Source organism: Serratia sp. KG1D (assembly GCF_037150675.1).
GTDB lineage: Bacteria > Pseudomonadota > Gammaproteobacteria > Enterobacterales > Enterobacteriaceae > Serratia > Serratia nematodiphila.
Genome location: NZ_JBAGIH010000003.1, coordinates 379,396 through 395,817 on the forward strand (window position 1 = coordinate 379,396; position 16,422 = coordinate 395,817).

General features: G+C 62.6%; 12 protein-coding genes. 6 read left to right on the forward strand and 6 right to left on the reverse strand.

From position 1 onward, the window contains the following. Window positions 1-4: 4 nt before the first annotated feature. The 6 genes from folK to thpR form a co-directional block, all read right to left on the reverse strand. Window positions 5-505 carry a 2-amino-4-hydroxy-6-hydroxymethyldihydropteridine diphosphokinase gene (gene folK, locus WFM45_RS16880; protein ID WP_049277656.1) on the reverse strand — a complete coding sequence of 167 codons (501 nt, stop codon included), beginning with the start codon at window positions 503-505 and terminating at the stop codon, window positions 5-7. Then, the gene (gene pcnB, locus WFM45_RS16885) at window positions 505-2,052 is read right to left on the reverse strand and encodes a polynucleotide adenylyltransferase PcnB (protein ID WP_071591451.1); all 1,548 of its coding nucleotides are present in this window, start codon (window positions 2,050-2,052) and stop codon (window positions 505-507) included. Before pcnB ends, folK begins: the two co-directional genes overlap by 1 nt. A 61-nt stretch (window positions 2,053-2,113) precedes the next feature. Then, on the reverse strand, window positions 2,114-3,025 hold the full coding sequence (gene gluQRS / locus WFM45_RS16890; protein WP_213929222.1) for a tRNA glutamyl-Q(34) synthetase GluQRS: 912 nt from the start codon (window positions 3,023-3,025) through the stop codon (window positions 2,114-2,116). Window positions 3,026-3,097: 72 nt separating this feature from the next. Further along, window positions 3,098-3,553: an RNA polymerase-binding protein DksA gene (dksA, locus tag WFM45_RS16895; RefSeq protein ID WP_004937569.1), complete on the reverse strand. Its 456-nt coding sequence runs from the start codon at window positions 3,551-3,553 to the stop codon at window positions 3,098-3,100. Between the two features lie 183 nt (window positions 3,554-3,736). Continuing rightward, entirely contained in the window at window positions 3,737-4,444 is a 708-nt protein-coding gene (gene sfsA / locus WFM45_RS16900) for a DNA/RNA nuclease SfsA (RefSeq protein ID WP_004937572.1), read from the reverse strand. Then, window positions 4,441-4,983 carry an RNA 2',3'-cyclic phosphodiesterase gene (gene thpR / locus WFM45_RS16905; RefSeq protein WP_060560221.1) on the reverse strand — a complete coding sequence of 181 codons (543 nt, stop codon included), beginning with the start codon at window positions 4,981-4,983 and terminating at the stop codon, window positions 4,441-4,443. The genes sfsA and thpR overlap by 4 nt, the downstream gene beginning before the upstream one ends. A 189-nt stretch (window positions 4,984-5,172) precedes the next feature. Here thpR and hrpB point away from each other — a divergent pair, with 189 nt between their 5' ends. The 6 genes from hrpB (at window position 5,173) to fhuB (ending at window position 16,407) form a co-directional block, all read left to right on the forward strand. Then, window positions 5,173-7,611: an ATP-dependent helicase HrpB gene (hrpB, locus tag WFM45_RS16910; protein ID WP_318161034.1), complete on the forward strand. Its 2,439-nt coding sequence runs from the start codon at window positions 5,173-5,175 to the stop codon at window positions 7,609-7,611. 118 nt (window positions 7,612-7,729) lie between these two features. Then, window positions 7,730-10,225, forward strand: coding sequence for a bifunctional glycosyl transferase/transpeptidase (mrcB, locus tag WFM45_RS16915; protein ID WP_336956515.1), 2,496 nt, complete (start codon window positions 7,730-7,732; stop codon window positions 10,223-10,225). A 251-nt stretch (window positions 10,226-10,476) separates the two neighbouring features. Further along, a complete protein-coding gene (gene fhuA / locus WFM45_RS16920; RefSeq protein WP_103687486.1) occupies window positions 10,477-12,669 on the forward strand; it encodes a ferrichrome porin FhuA in 2,193 nt (730 codons plus the stop codon). Between the two features lie 47 nt (window positions 12,670-12,716). Further along, window positions 12,717-13,514 (forward strand): Fe3+-hydroxamate ABC transporter ATP-binding protein FhuC, encoded by a 798-nt coding sequence (gene fhuC / locus WFM45_RS16925; RefSeq protein ID WP_033632117.1) that lies wholly within the window; start codon window positions 12,717-12,719, stop codon window positions 13,512-13,514. Then, window positions 13,514-14,422 (forward strand): Fe(3+)-hydroxamate ABC transporter substrate-binding protein FhuD, encoded by a 909-nt coding sequence (fhuD, locus tag WFM45_RS16930; RefSeq protein ID WP_088381914.1) that lies wholly within the window; start codon window positions 13,514-13,516, stop codon window positions 14,420-14,422. The genes fhuC and fhuD overlap by 1 nt, the downstream gene beginning before the upstream one ends. After that, window positions 14,419-16,407 carry a Fe(3+)-hydroxamate ABC transporter permease FhuB gene (fhuB, locus tag WFM45_RS16935; protein WP_336956520.1) on the forward strand — a complete coding sequence of 663 codons (1,989 nt, stop codon included), beginning with the start codon at window positions 14,419-14,421 and terminating at the stop codon, window positions 16,405-16,407. Before fhuD ends, fhuB begins: the two co-directional genes overlap by 4 nt. The last annotated feature ends 15 nt before the right edge of the window (window positions 16,408-16,422 follow it).

A 16,422-nucleotide genomic window follows, 5' to 3' on the forward strand; every position in this document is an offset into this window, starting at 1 on the left:
CGGGTCAGGATTGCGGTTTTGGCGAGTGCCACAGCGCCATGCCGTTTTCCGGCACGCGCTTGAGGCAGCTGGCGAGCGGTTCGCCATCGGGGAAAATCAGATCGGGGGCGATTTCCGCCAGCGGGTAGAGCATGAATTCGCGCTCTTTCAGGCCGTAATGCGGCACCGTCAGGCGATCGGTATGGATCACCTTGTCGCCGTACAGCATGATGTCTAAATCGAGCGTGCGCGGCCCCCAGCGTTCATCCTTGCGCACGCGCCCCTGATTGCGTTCTATCGCCTGGGTATGGTCGAGCAGCTGTTCGGGCGGCAACAGGGTATCCAGCGCCACCACCGCATTGAGAAAGTCCGGCTGGTTTTGCGGCCCCAGCGGCTTGGTACGGTAAAACGAAGAACAGGTGACCAGCCGGGTGCGCGGGAGGTGCTCCAGCGCCTCCAGCGCGGCGTTAACCTGTTGCAGCGGCTGCGCCAGGTTGCTGCCCAGCGCGATATAAACGCGGATCATTATGCCCCTTCTTTACGCGGTGCCCGGCGGCGAGGGCGGCGTTGGCGCGCGCGGCGCGGCGCCGGATCGTCACCCAGGGTGCTCAGCATGGCTTTCTGCCGCGCCGGCGTGGCGTCCTGGAACTCGCCCCACCACTCGGCCAGACGCAACATTTCCTGATTGTCTTCCACTTCCGCACGCAGCGCCAGCAAATCATAGGCGGCGCGGAATTTCGGATGCTCCATCAGTTTGTGCGCGCGTTTGCCCTGGCGGCGGGACAGGCGCAGCTGCAGCTGCCAGATATCGCGCACCAGCGTGGTGATGCGTTTCGGGATGGCCAGCGAGCGGCACTGCTCGTCGAGCACGTCGTTCATCGCCAGCGCGAAGGCGTCGTAGTAGGCCAGGCCGCTTTCCTGCGCCAGCTTCTGCGCGTGCTCCAGCAGCGGGTACCACAGCATGGCGGCGAACAGGAACGCCGGGTTGACGCGCATGTCGTTCTGCAGACGGTGATCGGTGTTCTTCAGCACCTGCACCAGAATGCGCTCCATCGGCGTATCGTGGTTCGGCGTGAAGTTACGGGCGATCAGCGGGAACAGCGGTTGGAACAGCTGGTATTCGCACAGCTTCAGGTAGGTCTGGAAACCGTAACCCGCCTGCAGCAGCTTGAGGGATTCTTCGAACAGGCGCGCCGGCGGGATCTCATGCAGCAGCGAGGCCAGGCGCGGGATCGGCTCGGCGGTCTCTTCGCTGATGCGCATGTCCAGCTTGGCGGCGAAGCGCACCGCGCGCAGCATGCGCACCGGATCTTCGCGGTAGCGGGTTTCCGGATCGCCGATCAGGCGGATCACGCCTTGCTTCAGATCGTTCAGGCCGCCGACGTAATCGCGCAGGGTGAAATCCGCCACGCCGTAGTACAGGCTGTTGATGGTGAAATCACGGCGCTGGGCGTCTTCCTCGATCGAACCGAAGATATTGTCGCGCAGCAGCATGCCGTTTTGCGCCTGCTGGGAGGAATTCTTGTCGGATTCCTGATTCTGTTCGTGGTGACCGCGGAAGGTGGCCACTTCGATGATCTCCGGCCCGAACATCACGTGCGCCAGGCGGAAACGGCGGCCGACCAGGCGGCAGTTGCGGAACAGCTTGCGCACTTGCTCCGGCGTGGCGTTGGTGGTGATGTCGAAGTCTTTCGGCTTTTTGCCGAGCAACAGATCGCGCACCCCGCCGCCGACCAGATAAGCCTCGTAGCCGGACTTGTTCAGGCGATAAAGCACTTTCAGCGCATTTTCGCTGATGTCTTTACGGGAGATCGAGTGCTGTTCGCGCGGGATCACGGTCATCGAGTCGTTGCTCTCGGCGATAGGAAAAGGCGGACGCTTGCGCGGCGTTGAGCGGCGGGCAGGGGCGTTGCTGCCGTTATCGGCGGCGCGCGGCTGCGGCGCAGGGCGGCTTGGCGCCGCGGCACGCTCTTCGCGGACTACGTTTTTATCGCCGGCCGCCGCGTCGTCGCGGGGCAGCTTGTCATCGCGGGTCAGTACCTTACGACAGAAGTTGGCTACTCGGGTAAAAATGGTACACCTCGATAGTGACTGATAAAAATGGAGCTAACAAAAAATAGCGGCTAATCATAGCTCACCATGGCTCCTTTGAGAATGCCGGCGTGTTTTCATCCAGAGGGATAGCCTCCTGACGCGGCACGTTTTCCAACCGCCAGTGTTCGATCGCCCAGCTCAATAATAATGGCAGGTCAAGATCTTGCCAGCTTTCCGGCAGCGGTTGGCGCAGAAATTTCAGCGCGGCGATCAGCACCGGGCGCGGATCGCCTGCGGGCAACGCCGGCGCATGGTTTTGCTTCGACAGCTTGATGCCGTTGGCGCCCAGAGCCAGCGGCAGATGCACATAGGCGGGCACCGGCGCCTGCAGCTGGCGGTAGAGGGCAATTTGGCGCACCGTCGGTTCGATCAGATCGGCGCCGCGGACAATCTCGGTCACGCCCTGAAAATGGTCGTCGATCACCACCGCCAGGTTGTAGGCGAACAGCCCATCGCGGCGGCGAATGATAAAGTCTTCCCCCGCCAGCGCCGGATCGGCGTGCAATTCTCCCTGCAGGCGATCGTGGAACCGGTAAACGGGGGCGGTCTGACGCAAGCGGATAGCGGCACCCTGCGGGCCGAGCTGCAAATCGCGGCAGTGGCCGTCGTACAATCCGCCGATGTGCTGGATGCGGCTGCGGGTGCAGGTGCAGTAATAGCTGAGCCCCAGGCGCTGCAACAGATCCAGCGCGGCGCGATAGGCGTCGTGACGTTGGGATTGATAGATGACCTGGCCGTCCCAGTGGAGACCATAATGTTCCAGCGCGGACAGGATGCGAGCGGCGGCGCCGGGGACTTCACGCGGCGGGTCGATATCTTCGATGCGAACCAGCCACTGCCCGCGTTGGGCGCGAGCCTGAAGGTAGCTTCCCAGAGCGGCAATCAGCGAACCGAAATGCAGATCCCCGGAAGGCGATGGGGCAAAGCGCCCCACATAATGACTTTCTTGCATATCAGAGGGGAGAGGTTCCCTTTTCTCTGTGCGGCGCACGTGGATGCGCACGCCGCAGCGGTAACAACGGTATTAGCCGGCCATCTGCTTTTCGCGGATCTCAGCCAGCGTCTTGCAGTCGATGCACAGATCGGCGGTCGGACGCGCTTCGAGGCGACGAATACCGATCTCCACGCCACAAGATTCGCAGTAGCCGAAATCATCGTCTTCCACTTTCTTCAGCGTTTTCTCGATCTTTTTGATCAGTTTGCGTTCACGGTCACGGTTACGCAGTTCAAGGCTGAACTCTTCTTCCTGAGTGGCACGGTCGGCCGGATCAGGGAAGTTGGCTGCCTCTTCTTGCATATGCGATACAGTACGGTCCACTTCGTCCCTGAGCTGGTTGCGCCACGCTTCAAGAATGCGCTTGAAATGCGACAACTGGGCGTCGTTCATGTACTCTTCGCCCGGCTTCTCTTGGTACGGCTCCACCCCAGCGATGGCGAGAATGCTCAAGGACGAGGTTTTACGGTTTTGCCCTTCTTGCATGTTGCTTCTCCTACATACACACGCACTATCGAATCCCCAATGCGGGGGAAAAACAGGCCGCTATAAATAACAGAAGGAAGGTAGGTTGGCAATTATTCCTGTCGCCCGCTTGACAATCGTGTGAAGGAGGGCGTATTTGGCGATCGTGCTGGCCGGTTGTCTATTTATAGGGACCCGACTGCGCTAATCGATAAAAAACGGCAGCTTATCGCAGAGATAAATACCGTCAGGTGATAACTTTGCCCCGTAGCAAACCACTTCCACTCCCAACTGCCGGACCTGTGCCAACAGCGCCGCATAGCGCTCATCTATATGATGTGCCGGTGCGACCTGCTCAATACCGCTGTGTAACACGGCAAAGAACAACACCGCCCGTTGCCCGCTTTCAACCACGCTGAGCAACTCACGCAGGTGCTTTTGCCCTCTGAGCGTTACCGCATCAGGAAAGTAACCACGTTGTTGTTGCAGTAATGTGACTGACTTAACTTCAATATAGCAGTTAACCCGATTTTCTGCCTGTAATAACAAATCGATACGGCTGTTTTCACCGCCGTATTTCACCTCGCCGCTGATTTTACTGTAACCGGATAATTCATTGATTAAATTATGTTCAATCGCCTCGCGCACCAGCGCGTTGGCGCGCAGGGTATTGACGCAGATCCAGTGCCCCTGTTGGGTATGGGTCAACTCCCAACTGTGGGCGTATTTGCGCTTGGGATTGTCCGAGGTGGAGTACCAAACGGTGTCGCCGGGCGTGGCGCAGCCGGTCATGGCGCCGGTATTGGCGCAGTGCAGCGTAAAGGTTTCCCCTTCCGGGGTGATCACGTCCGCCAGAAAGCGTTTGTAACGTTTGATCAGCGTAGCGGAACGCAGCGGTGGAGAGAAAATCATGCGGATGCCTGTTTGGCCAGCGGCCACTGTTCGAGGTGTTGATAGCGGGTGCGGCCGTTTTCGAACACCGACTCATATAAGGAAAAGGCGTCGGCGCTGAACGCCCAGCCCGGCGTCGCCGGCGGGAGCGCCACCGGCTGGGTGGCGGCGCGCAGCAGCGTGATGTGCGGATGGAACGGCAGCGCGCTTTGATGGCAGCCGCTGCGTGCGGCCTGCGAACGCAGCAGCTCGGCCAGCTGCAGCAGCCCGCGCGGCGCGCGGCGGGTGCCGAGCCAGACCACGCCGGGGCGCGGCCAATGGCCGAGATCGTCGAGCCGCATGCTGAAGCCGGGTTGCACGATGCGGCCGGCCAGTTTGCGCAGCGCCAGCTCTTTCTGCGCGCTGACCTCGCCGAGAAACGCCAGCGTCAGGTGCAAATTGGCCGCCGCCACCGGCCGGCCGGCCTCCGGCGCAAACGCCTCGGCGCGCCAGCGGATTACCTGCTGTTGCAGGGCGTCAGGCAAGGACAGGGCGAAAAACAGGCGGCGCGAATTGGACATAAGGACTCGGCAAATGCATGACAAAACGGTCGGGAACAGCGGTAACGTTACTGGCAGCGGCCCCGCGAGCGGCGCGGCGCACGAATGAGCTCCGTACTATAGCTAACGACGCCGCAGTTTGAAAGGCTACGGGGACAAAGCTAATGCTACACTGTACGCCGTTTAACGCTAACCACTACGGAGAATTCAGTGTCTTCATTGCCCGTCAGCGCGGTGCTCGATGAGTTGCTGGCTGCGCTGCAGTCTGCCCCGCAGGTGCTGTTGCACGCCCCGACCGGCGCCGGTAAATCCACCTGGTTGCCGCTGCAGATCCTGGCTAAGGCCGGGTTGCCGGGGCGCATTATCATGTTGGAGCCGCGGCGGCTGGCGGCGAAAAACGTCGCCTATCGCCTGGCGCAGCAGCTGGGGGAGGAGCCTGGTCAGACCGTGGGCTACCGCATGCGCGCCGAAAGTAAAAGCGGGCCGCAAACCCGACTGGAAGTGGTGACGGAAGGCATTCTCACCCGCATGCTGCAGCAGGATGCCGAGCTGCAGGGCGTGTCGTTGGTGATCCTCGATGAGTTCCATGAACGCAGCCTGCAGGCCGATTTGGCGCTGGCGTTGCTGCTCGACGTGCAGCAAGGGCTGCGCGACGATCTGAAGCTGCTGATCATGTCGGCCACCTTGGATAACGCTCGCCTGTCGCAGTTGCTGCCGGAAGCGCCGGTAGTGGTGTCTGAGGGGCGCAGTTTCCCGGTTGAACGCCAGTATCAGCCGTTGGCCAGCCATCAGCGGCTGGAGGACGGCGTAGCGGCGGCGGTGAAGCGGTTGCTGGCCGAACAGCCGGGATCTTTGCTGCTGTTCCTGCCGGGCGTGGCGGAGATCAATCGGGTGCTGGAGCGATTGACCGGCGAGGTGGCGAGCGATACCGATCTTTGCCCGCTGTATGGTGCCTTGCCTCTGGCGCAACAGCAAAAAGCGATTCAACCGGCGGCGCCTGGCCGCCGCAAGGTGGTGCTGGCGACCAACATCGCCGAAACCAGCCTGACGATCGAGGGCATTCGGCTGGTGGTGGACAGCGGCCTGGAGCGCGTGGCGCGTTACGACGTGCGCAACGGTTTGACACGGCTGGCGACGCAGCGCATCAGCCAGGCCTCGATGGTGCAGCGTGCCGGGCGCGCCGGGCGCCTGGAGCCGGGCCTTTGCTGGCATCTGTTCGCCAAAGAACAGGCGGAACGCGCGGCGGAACATGCCGAACCGGATATTTTACAGAGCGATCTCACCGGCTTTTGGCTCGAACTGTTGCAGTGGGGTTGCTACGATCCGGCGCAGCTGACCTGGCTTGATGCGCCTCCGGCGGCGGCATTGGCGGCGGCCAGAGCGTTGTTGCGCCGGTTGGGGGCTACGGATGACGGCGACAAACTCACCGCGCCGGGGCGCCAGATGGCCGCGTTGGGATGCGATCCGCGGCTGGCGGCGATGCTGGTCGCCGGCGCGACGCTGAGCGCCGACGGCCTGGCGACGGCGGCGTTGTTGGCGGCGTTGCTGGAAGAACCGCCGCGCGGCGGGCAGATGGATATCGGTTATTGGCTGAGCCGCCCGCAAGCGAACTGGCGGCAGCGCGCCGCGCAGTTGGCCAAACGCCTGCCGCAACGTGCGGGGCAAGTCGACGTCGAGTTGGCGCCGCGCCTGTTGGCGTCGGCATTTGCCGATCGCATCGCCCAGCGCCGTGGCCAGGACGGCCGCTACTTGCTGGCTAACGGCATGGGGGCGGCGATGAACCAGGATGAGGCGCTGTCGCGCGCGCCCTGGCTGATCGTCCCCAGCCTTTTGCAGGGCCACAACAGCCCCGATGCGCGTATCCTGTTGGCGTTGCCGGTGGACATCGAAGCGCTGGCGGCGCAGCTGCCGACGATGGTCATGCAGCGCACGGCGGTGGAATGGGATGAAGAGAAGGGCACGCTGCGCGCCTGGAAGCGCCAGCAGATCGGCCGTCTGACGCTGCGTGCCCAGCCGCTGGCCAAGCCGGCGGACGAAGAGCTTCAGCAGGCGCTGCTCGATTGGGTGCGCGCGCAGGGGCTGTCGGTGCTTAACTGGGAGGGTGCCGCCGAACAATTGCGGGTGCGCCTGCAGTGTGCGCAAGCCTGGCTGCCGGAGGCGGAGTGGCCGGCGATGGATGAAGAACCGCTGCTGGCGGCGCTGGATCAGTGGCTGCTGCCGTCGCTGAACGGCGTGCGCGATCTGCGCGGCTTGAAGCAGGTCAACCTCGCCGAGGCGCTATCCCGCCTGCTGGACTGGCAGCAAAAGCAGCGGCTGGATAATGCGCTACCCACTCATTACACTGTGCCGACCGGCAGCCGCCTGCCGATCCGTTATGAGGCCGGCAAACCGCCGGCGCTGGCGGTGCGTTTGCAGGAGATGTTCGGCGAGCAGCGCAGCCCGATGTTGGCGGAGGGTCGCATCCCGGTGGTGCTTGAGTTACTCTCACCGGCGCACCGGCCGTTGCAAATCACCGGCGATCTGGCGGCCTTCTGGCAAGGCGCCTACCGCGAGGTGCAAAAAGAGATGAAGGGCCGCTACCCGAAACACGTGTGGCCGGACGATCCGGCCACGGCGGTACCGACGCGCCGAACGAAGAAATATCAGTAGGCCGCGATCATTCAAGGTTTGGAATTCAGATGTTTCTTCTGGTCAGCGCTGCGGCGTCGGCACAGATTAAGCGACTAATCATGGCCGGCAGTGTCGGCAAGCTCGGAGAACAACAGCCATGGCTGGGGATGACCGCGAGCCCATCGGGCGCAAAGGAAAACAACCAAAAAGCACCGCGTCGCGCAAGCCGCCGCGCCGTCGCCGAGACGACGATTATGACGATTACGAAGAAGACGAGTATGACGATGATGAGTATGAAGAGGAGGAGGAACGCATGCCGCGTAAGGTAAAAGCGACTCCGCCGCGTAAAAAACGCCGCTGGCTCGGCCTGATTATCAAACTGATCCTGGTGCTCGCCGTCCTGTTGGCGATCTACGGCGTCTATTTGGATTCCCAGATCCGCAGCCGCATCGACGGCAAAGTCTGGCAATTGCCGGCGGCGGTGTACGGCCGCATGGTCAACCTGGAACCGGGCATGCCGTACAGCAAGAAGGAGATGGTCAACCTGCTGGAAGGGATGCAGTATCGCCAGGTCAGCCGCATGACGCGTCCGGGCGAGTTTACCGTACAGGCCAACAGCATCGAGATGCTGCGTCGCCCGTTCGACTTCCCGGATGGTAAAGAAGGGCAGATCCGCGCCCGCCTCGATTTCCAGAACAACCGCCTGGCGAAGATCGAAAACCTGGACAGCGGCCGCAGCTTCGGCTTCTTCCGCCTCGATCCGCGTCTTATCACCATGCTGCAGTCGCCGAACGGTGAACAGCGCCTGTTCGTGCCGCGCTCCGGTTTCCCGGATCTGTTGGTGGATACGCTGATCGCCACGGAAGACCGCCACTTCTATGAGCATGACGGCATCAGCCCGTACTCCATCGGCCGTGCGGTGCTGGCCAACCTGACCGCCGGCCGTGCGGTGCAGGGCGGCAGTACTCTGACGCAGCAGCTGGTGAAGAACCTGTTCCTGACCAACGAACGTTCGCTGTGGCGTAAGGCCAACGAAGCCTATATGGCGCTGTTGGTCGATTACCGTTACAGCAAGGATCGCATTCTGGAGCTGTATCTGAACGAGGTGTATCTCGGCCAGAGCGGCGGCGACCAGATCCGCGGCTTCCCGCTGGCCAGCCTGTATTACTTCGGCCGCCCGGTGGACGAGCTGAGCCTCGATCAGCAGGCGCTGCTGGTCGGCATGGTCAAGGGCGCGTCGCTGTACAACCCGTGGCGTAACCCGAAACTGGCGCTGGAACGCCGCAACCTGGTGCTCAAACTGCTGCAGAACCAGGGTGTGATCGACGGCGAGCTGTATGACATGCTGAGCGCGCGTCCGCTGGGCGTACAGCCGAAAGGCGGCGTCATTACGCCACAGCCGGCGTTTATGCAGATGGTGCGCCAGGAACTGCAGAGCAAGCTGGGCGATAAGGTCAATGACCTGTCCGGCGTGAAGATCTTCACCACGCTGGATCCGGTGTCGCAAGACGCGGCGGAAAAAGCGGTCGAAGACGGCATCCCGGCGCTGCGCGCCGCGCGTCACCTGCAGGATCTGGAGGCGGCGATGGTGATCGTCGATCGCTTCAGCGGTGAAGTGCGCGCCATGGTCGGCGGCGCCAATCCGCAGTTCGCCGGTTTCAACCGCGCCATGCAGGCGCGCCGTTTGGTCGGCTCGCTGGCCAAGCCGCCGACGTATCTGACCGCGCTGTCCGAACCGGATAAATACCGCCTCAACACCTGGCTGGCGGATGCGCCGCTGTCGCTGAAACAGCCGAACGGCGCCGTCTGGCAGCCGAACAACTACGATCGCAAATTCCGCGGTCAGGTGATGCTGGTGGATGCGTTGGCCAACTCGCTGAACGTGCCGACGGTGAACCTCGGCCTGTCGGTCGGGCTGGATCAGATCAGCGCCACGCTGCAACGCCTCGGGATCCCGAAAGCGGAGATCAACCCGGTGCCTTCGATGCTGCTGGGGGCGATCGGCCTGACGCCGATGGAAGTGGCGCAGGAATACCAGACCATCGCCAGCGGCGGTAACCGTGCGCCGCTGTCGGCGGTGCGTTCGGTGATCGCCGAAGACGGCACGGTGCTGTACCAGAGCTTCCCGCAGGCGGAGCGCATGGTGCCGGCGCAGGCCGCTTACCTGACGCTGTACGCGATGCAGCAGGGCGTGGCGCGCGGAACCTCCCGCTCGCTGTCGGTGAAGTTCCCGAACTACAACCTGGCGGCGAAAACCGGTACCACCAACGATCTGCGCGACAGCTGGTTCGCAGGCATCGACGGCAAGGAAGTGGCGATCGCCTGGGTGGGGCGCGATAACAACGGTCCGGCCAAGCTGACCGGCGCCAACGGCGCGTTGACCCTCTATCGCCGCTATCTGGAAAACCAGACGCCGCTGCCGCTGATGTTGCAGCCGCCGGAGGGCATTAACCAGATGAGCATCGACTCTGCCGGCAACCTTATCTGCGGCGGCGGCAGTTGGCGCACCATCCCGGTCTGGACCGACAATCCGCAGGGATTGTGCCAGGCCAGCCAGGCGGCGGTGCAGCAGCAACAGCAACAACCGGCGGCGGGTGAGCAAAAAGATGGCGATGGCGTCGCCGGCTGGATCAAGGATATGTTCGGCCAGTAATCGCTACCGGGGCGTCGGCCCCGGTGAAAGTTTTTTCTTTGTTATTAAGCCCGTAACCTTGGTTGCGGGCTTTTTTATTTTTCTGCTTGTTTTATTTCCCTGCTAACCGCAAGGCTAAGCGTCTAATCCTTAACCTATTTGCCCTATGAATTCGGCTTGCAGTTTAATTTGGCTTCTGCATAAAATGCGACGCTTATAATAATTATTATCGTTTACATTCGTCATTTAATTATTCATCAGAGAAATCAACTATGCCGACCAAGCGTCTTCCATCATTCGCGGCCAAGCAGGGCCGCCTCCCCGTCAGCGCGTTAGCGATCACCGTCGCCGCGGCGCTGGGCACGCTGGCGATGCCGGCCTTTTCCGCCGACGCCAAATCGGCCGCCAAGGAAGACACGATTACCGTTGTGGGCGGTAGCAATACCGCCCAGCAGGAAAGCGCCTGGGGGCCGGTCGGCACCTATGTCGCCAAACGCAGCGCCACCGGCACCAAAACCGATACGCCGATCGAGAAGAACCCGCAATCCGTTTCCGTGGTGACGCGTGAAGAGATGGACATGCGCCAACCGGATACGGTGAAGGGCGCGCTGGCCTATGCGCCGGGCGTCTTCGCCAGCCGCGGCAGCTCCACGACCTATGACGCGGTGGCAATCCGCGGCTTCCCGGCCACCAACACCACCCAGTATCTGGATGGCCTGCGGTTGCTGGGCGACAACTACAGCGAAGCGTCCATCGATCCTTATTTCCTCGAGCGCGCCGAGCTGCTGCGCGGCCCGGTCTCGGTGCTGTATGGTAAAAGCAACCCGGGCGGTTTGGTCTCGATGGTCAGCAAGCGGCCAACCACCGAGCCGCTGCGCGAAATCCAGTTCAAGATGGGCAGCGACAACCTGTTCCAGACCGGTTTCGATTTCAGCGACGCACTGGACGATCAGGGCATCTATTCCTATCGCCTGACCGGCCTGGCGAAAGACAGTGATACGCAGCAGACCATGAGCAAAGAGAAGCGCTATGCGATCGCGCCGTCCTTTAGCTGGCGCCCGGATGACAAAACCAACTTCACGCTGCTGGCCAACATTCAAAACGATCCCTATACCGGTTATTACGGCTGGTTGCCGAAGCAGGGCACGCTGATCCCGTTGCCGGACGGCAGCAAACTGCCGACCGATTTCAACGAAGGCGAAGCCAGCAACTATATGGCGCGCAAGCAGCGGATGATCGGGTACAGTTTCGAACACGCCTTCAACGATACCTGGGCGGTGCGCCAGAACCTGCGTTATATGCAGGTGGACACCGATATGAAGAGCATCTACGGATTTGGCTTGTCATCACCGACGACGATCAATCGCGCTTACGTTCAGTCGAAAGAGCACCTGAACAATTTTGCGGTTGATACTCAGGCGCAGGCGAAGGTGAAAACTGGCGATATCGACCATACGCTGTTGTTTGGCGTAGATTATTCGCGTATGCGCAACGATATCAATTCCGACTATGGTTCCGCAGACGGCCTGAGCATGACCCAGCCGCAGTATGGCAATGATGTGGTCAATATCAACTTCCCATACAAGTATTTGAACCGTCAGGAGCAAACCGGCCTGTATGTGCAGGAGCAAGGGGAGTGGAACCAGTGGCTGTTGACGCTGGGCGGGCGCTATGACTGGGCGAAAACGTCGGCCAATAACCGCGTTCTCGGGTATACCAACGAACGCTCCGATGGGCAGTTTACCTGGCGCGGCGGATTGAATTACCTGTTCGACAACGGCGTGACGCCGTATTTCAGCTACAGTGAGTCGTTTGAACCGACCCTCGATACGTCAATCAACGGCCAGACCTTTAAGCCCTCGATCGGCAAGCAGTATGAAGCCGGTGTGAAATACGTGCCGAAGGATCGCCCAATCGTGTTGACCGGCGCCCTGTATCAGCTGACCAAGAACAACAACCTGACGCCGGATCCGGATAACGCGCAGTTCAGCGTGCAGAGCGGCGAGATCCGTTCGCGCGGCGTGGAGCTGGAAGCCAAGGCGGCGTTGAATGCCAACGTCAACCTGATCGCCTCCTATACCTATACCGATGCGAAGTACACCAAGGACAATACCTATCAGGGCAAACCGACCGTCGAGGTGCCGAAACATATGGCGTCGCTGTGGGCGGATTATACCTTCCACGAAACGGCGGTGAGCGGCCTGACGCTGGGTTCCGGCGTGCGTTACGTCGGCTCCAGCTCGAGCTTCAACAGCGATAACTCCACCTTCAAGGTGCCGGACTACACGCTGGTGGACGCGACCATTAAATACGATCTGGCGCGCTTTGGCCTGCCGGGTTCGTCCGTGGGCGTCAACATCAACAACCTGTTCGACAAGACCTACGTGTCGAGCTGCTACCGCGACTATGCCTGCTATTGGGGCGCAGAACGCCAGGTGGTCGCCACCGCAACCTTCCGTTTCTAACCGGATAGCCGGGGCGGCGCCGCGTCGCCCCGGACAAAGCAGGATCTATGCAGGACAAACTTCTTAATCCCGGCGCGACCTTCGCGCTGGATAACGCCAGTTTCGCCGTCCCCGGCCGGGTGCTGCTGCAACCGCTGTCGCTCAGTTTTCCCCAGGGCAAAGTCTGCGGCCTGATCGGCCATAACGGTTCCGGTAAATCCACCCTGTTGAAACTGCTCGGGCGGCACCATGCGCCCAGCGGCGGCCAGGTACTGCTCAATCGGCAGCCGTTGGCGCAGTGGGACAGCAAATCCTTCGCCCGCCAGGTGGCCTACCTGCCGCAGCAGTTGCCGGCGGCGGAAGGCATGACGGTGCGCGAGCTGGTGGCCGTCGGCCGCTATCCGTGGCATGGCGCGCTGGGGCGTTTTGGCGCCAACGATCGTCAACAGGTGGAAGAGGCCATCGCGCTGGTGGGCTTGAAGCCGTTCGCCCACCGGCTGGTGGACAGCCTGTCCGGCGGCGAGCGCCAACGCGCCTGGCTGGCGATGATGGTGGCGCAGGACAGCCGCTGCCTGCTGCTCGACGAGCCGACTTCGGCGCTGGACATCGCGCACCAGGTCGAGGTGCTGGCGCTGATCCAGCGCCTGAGCCGCGAACGCGATCTTACGGTGATCGCCGTACTGCACGACATCAACATGGCGGCGCGCTACTGCGACCATTTGGTGGCGCTGCGCGGCGGTGAAATGATCGCCCAGGGCGGCCCGCTGGAGCTGATGCAGGGGCCGGTGCTGGAGCAAATTTACGGTATTCCTATGGGTACGTTGCCGCATCCGAGCGGCGGCGCGCCGGTGAGTTTTGTCTACTGATGTCCTCTACATTCACTTCTTCTCACGATCCGCTGCGCCGCCGTTTGTTGATGGCGCTGGCGCTGTCGCCGCTGTTGGGTTCGTTGCCCGGCCGAGCGGCGGATGCGCCGCCGGATATCGCGCGCGTTGCGGCGCTGGAATGGTTGCCGATCGAGCTGCTGTTGGCATTGGGCGTGACGCCGCTGGCGGTGGCCGATGTCCATAACTATAACCTGTGGGTGGCGGAGCCAAAGCTGCCGGCGACGGTGGTCGACGTCGGCCAGCGCACCGAACCGAACCTCGAACTGCTGCAGCAACTGCAGCCTTCGCTGGTGTTGCTGTCGCAAGGCTATGGCCCGACGCCGCGCAAAATCCAACCCATCGCGCCAACCATGAGCTTCGGCTTCAACGACGGCAGCGGCAAACCGCTAACCGTCGCTCGCCAGTCGCTGCTGGCGCTGGGCCAGCGGTTGAGCATAGAAAGCCGGGCGGTAAACCACCTGGCGCAGTTCGACAGCTTTATGCAGGATGCGCGTCAGCGCCTGCAAAGCTACACCCGGCAACCGCTGCTGTTGTTTTCCCTGATCGACACCCGCCATGCGCTGATCATCGGCCAGAAAAGCCTGTTCCAGGAAGCAATGGACCAACTGGGCATCCGCAATGCCTGGCAGGAGCCAACCGACTTTTGGGGCACGGCGGTGGTGGGGATTGAACGATTGGCCACGGTGCGTAACGCCCGGGTCATTTATCTCGATCACGGCAATCAGGCGATGATGGACAAGGTCAGCGCGACGCCGCTGTGGCAGTCGTTGCCCTTCGTGCGGCAAAACCAGCTGCGGCAGGTGCCGGCGGTGTGGTTCTATGGCGCCACGCTGTCGACGATGCGGTTTTGCCGCCTGTTGGCGCAGGCTCAGGAGAGTGCGTCATGAATGCGGGCATCCGGAAATTGCCGCTGACGCTGATCCTGCTGTTGCTGGCGGCGGCAGGCGGTTTAACGATATATAACCTGGTGCAGCAGCTGCCGCCGGCGCAATGGGTGCGGGCGCTCAGCGCGCCGGACATCGACGACGTGCGGCAAATGCTGTTCCATTACAGCCTGCTGCCGCGGTTGACGGTGTCACTGTTGGCCGGCGCCGGTCTGGGGTTGGTCGGCGTGCTGTTCCAGCAGGTGTTGCGCAATCCGTTGGCGGAACCGTCGACGCTCGGCGTGGCCGCCGGCGCGCAGCTCGGCCTGACCATCGCCACGCTGTGGGTGCTGCCGGGGGGCGAGTTCACCCGCCAGTTGGCCGCTATGGTGGGGGCGATTGTGGTGGGCGGGCTGGTGTTCGGCGTCGCCTGGGGCAAGCGGATGTCGCCGGTGACGCTGATTCTGGCCGGGCTGGTGCTGGGACTTTACTGCGGCGCGGTCAACAGCCTGCTGGCGCTGTTTCATTACGATCAACTGCAGGGCATGTTCCTGTGGGGCACCGGCGCGCTGAACCAACAGGATTGGAGCACGGTGCAGTTTATCCTGCCGCGTTTGCTGGTGGCCGGTGCGCTGGCGGCGCTATTGCTGCGCCCGCTGACGCTGCTGGGGCTGGACGACGGCGTGGCGCGCAACCTGGGGTTGGGGCTGTCGATGGCGCGCTTCTGCGCCCTGGGGCTGGCCATCATCTTCAGCGCCATGTTGGTGAGCGCCGTGGGCGTTATCGGCTTTATCGGCCTGTTTGCGCCGCTGATGGCGAAGATGCTGGGCGCGCGCCGTCTGGCGCACCGCATGATGCTGGCGCCGTTGCTGGGGGCGCTGTTGCTGTGGCTGACCGATCAGGTGATGCTCGGGGTGACGCAGGTGTGGCGCGAGATCCCGACCGGTGCGGCCACCGCGCTGTTCGGCGCGCCGCTGCTGCTGTGGCTGTTGCCGCGTTTGCGCAGCGCCGCCACGCCGCCGCCGATGAACCTGGGCGATAAGGTGCCTGCCGAGCGCGGGAATCTGCCCGGCTGGATCCTGCTGGGTGGCCTCGTATTGCTGATCGGCCTGACGCTGGCGCTGATGCTGGGTAAAAATGCCGGCGGCTGGCACTGGAGCCTGGGGGCGGAGCTGGACGCCTTGCTGCCGTGGCGTTGGCCGCGGGTGCTGTCGGCGTTGGCCGCGGGTATGATGCTGGCGGTCGCTGGCACGCTGATTCAGAAACTGACCGGTAACCCGATGGCCAGCCCGGAAGTGTTGGGCATCAGCTCCGGCGCCGCTTTTGGCGTCGTGATGATGCTGTTTATGGTGCCGGGCGACGCCTTCGTTTGGCTGCTGCCCGCCGGCAGTCTGGGGGCGGCCGCGACGCTGCTGATCATCATGATCGCCGCAGGCCGCGGCGGTTTCTCGACGGAACGCATGCTGCTCGCCGGTATCGCGCTCAGCACCGCCTTTACCACCGTTATCTTCCTGCTGTTGGCCAGCGGCGATCCGCGTATGGGGGGCTTGCTGACCTGGCTCTCCGGTTCGACCTATTCAGTGGAGCCGGCGCAGGCGCTGCGCACCGCGCTGGTGGCCGCCGGCCTGATGGTATTGGCGCCGCTGTGCCGCCGCTGGCTGACCATCCTGCCGCTCGGCGGAGCCACCGCCCGTTCGGTGGGGATTGCGCTGACGCCTGCGCGATTGACCATCCTGTTGTTAGCCGCCACGCTGACCGCCATGGCGACCCTGACCGTGGGGCCGCTGAGCTTTGTCGGACTGATGGCGCCGCACATGGCGCGCATGTTGGGCTTCCGCCGCGCGCTGTCGCAGATGGTGATCGCCGCGCTGTTGGGCGGTTTGCTGATGGTATTTGCCGACTGGTGCGGGCGGATGCTGCTGTTTCCGTATCAGATCCCCGCCGGGTTACTGGCGACCTTTATCGGCGCGCCGTACTTCGTTTATCTGTTGCGCAAGCAGACGTCGTAAGCTTCACCCCTACTT

Bases quoted from the DNA above. Each gene is read 5' to 3' on its own strand.
- folK (WP_049277656.1), bottom strand. From the start codon at position 505: ATGATCCGCGTTTATATCGCGCTGGGCAGCAACCTGGCGCAGCCGCTG.
- gluQRS (WP_213929222.1), bottom strand. From the start codon at position 3,025: ATGCAAGAAAGTCATTATGTGGGGCGCTTTGCCCCATCGCCTTCCGGG.
- dksA (WP_004937569.1), bottom strand. From the start codon at position 3,553: ATGCAAGAAGGGCAAAACCGTAAAACCTCGTCCTTGAGCATTCTCGCC.
- sfsA (WP_004937572.1), bottom strand. From the start codon at position 4,444: ATGATTTTCTCTCCACCGCTGCGTTCCGCTACGCTGATCAAACGTTAC.
- thpR (WP_060560221.1), bottom strand. From the start codon at position 4,983: ATGTCCAATTCGCGCCGCCTGTTTTTCGCCCTGTCCTTGCCTGACGCC.
- mrcB (WP_336956515.1), top strand. From the start codon at position 7,730: ATGGCTGGGGATGACCGCGAGCCCATCGGGCGCAAAGGAAAACAACCA.
- fhuA (WP_103687486.1), top strand. From the start codon at position 10,477: ATGCCGACCAAGCGTCTTCCATCATTCGCGGCCAAGCAGGGCCGCCTC.
- fhuC (WP_033632117.1), top strand. From the start codon at position 12,717: ATGCAGGACAAACTTCTTAATCCCGGCGCGACCTTCGCGCTGGATAAC.
- fhuD (WP_088381914.1), top strand. From the start codon at position 13,514: ATGTCCTCTACATTCACTTCTTCTCACGATCCGCTGCGCCGCCGTTTG.
- fhuB (WP_336956520.1), top strand. From the start codon at position 14,419: ATGAATGCGGGCATCCGGAAATTGCCGCTGACGCTGATCCTGCTGTTG.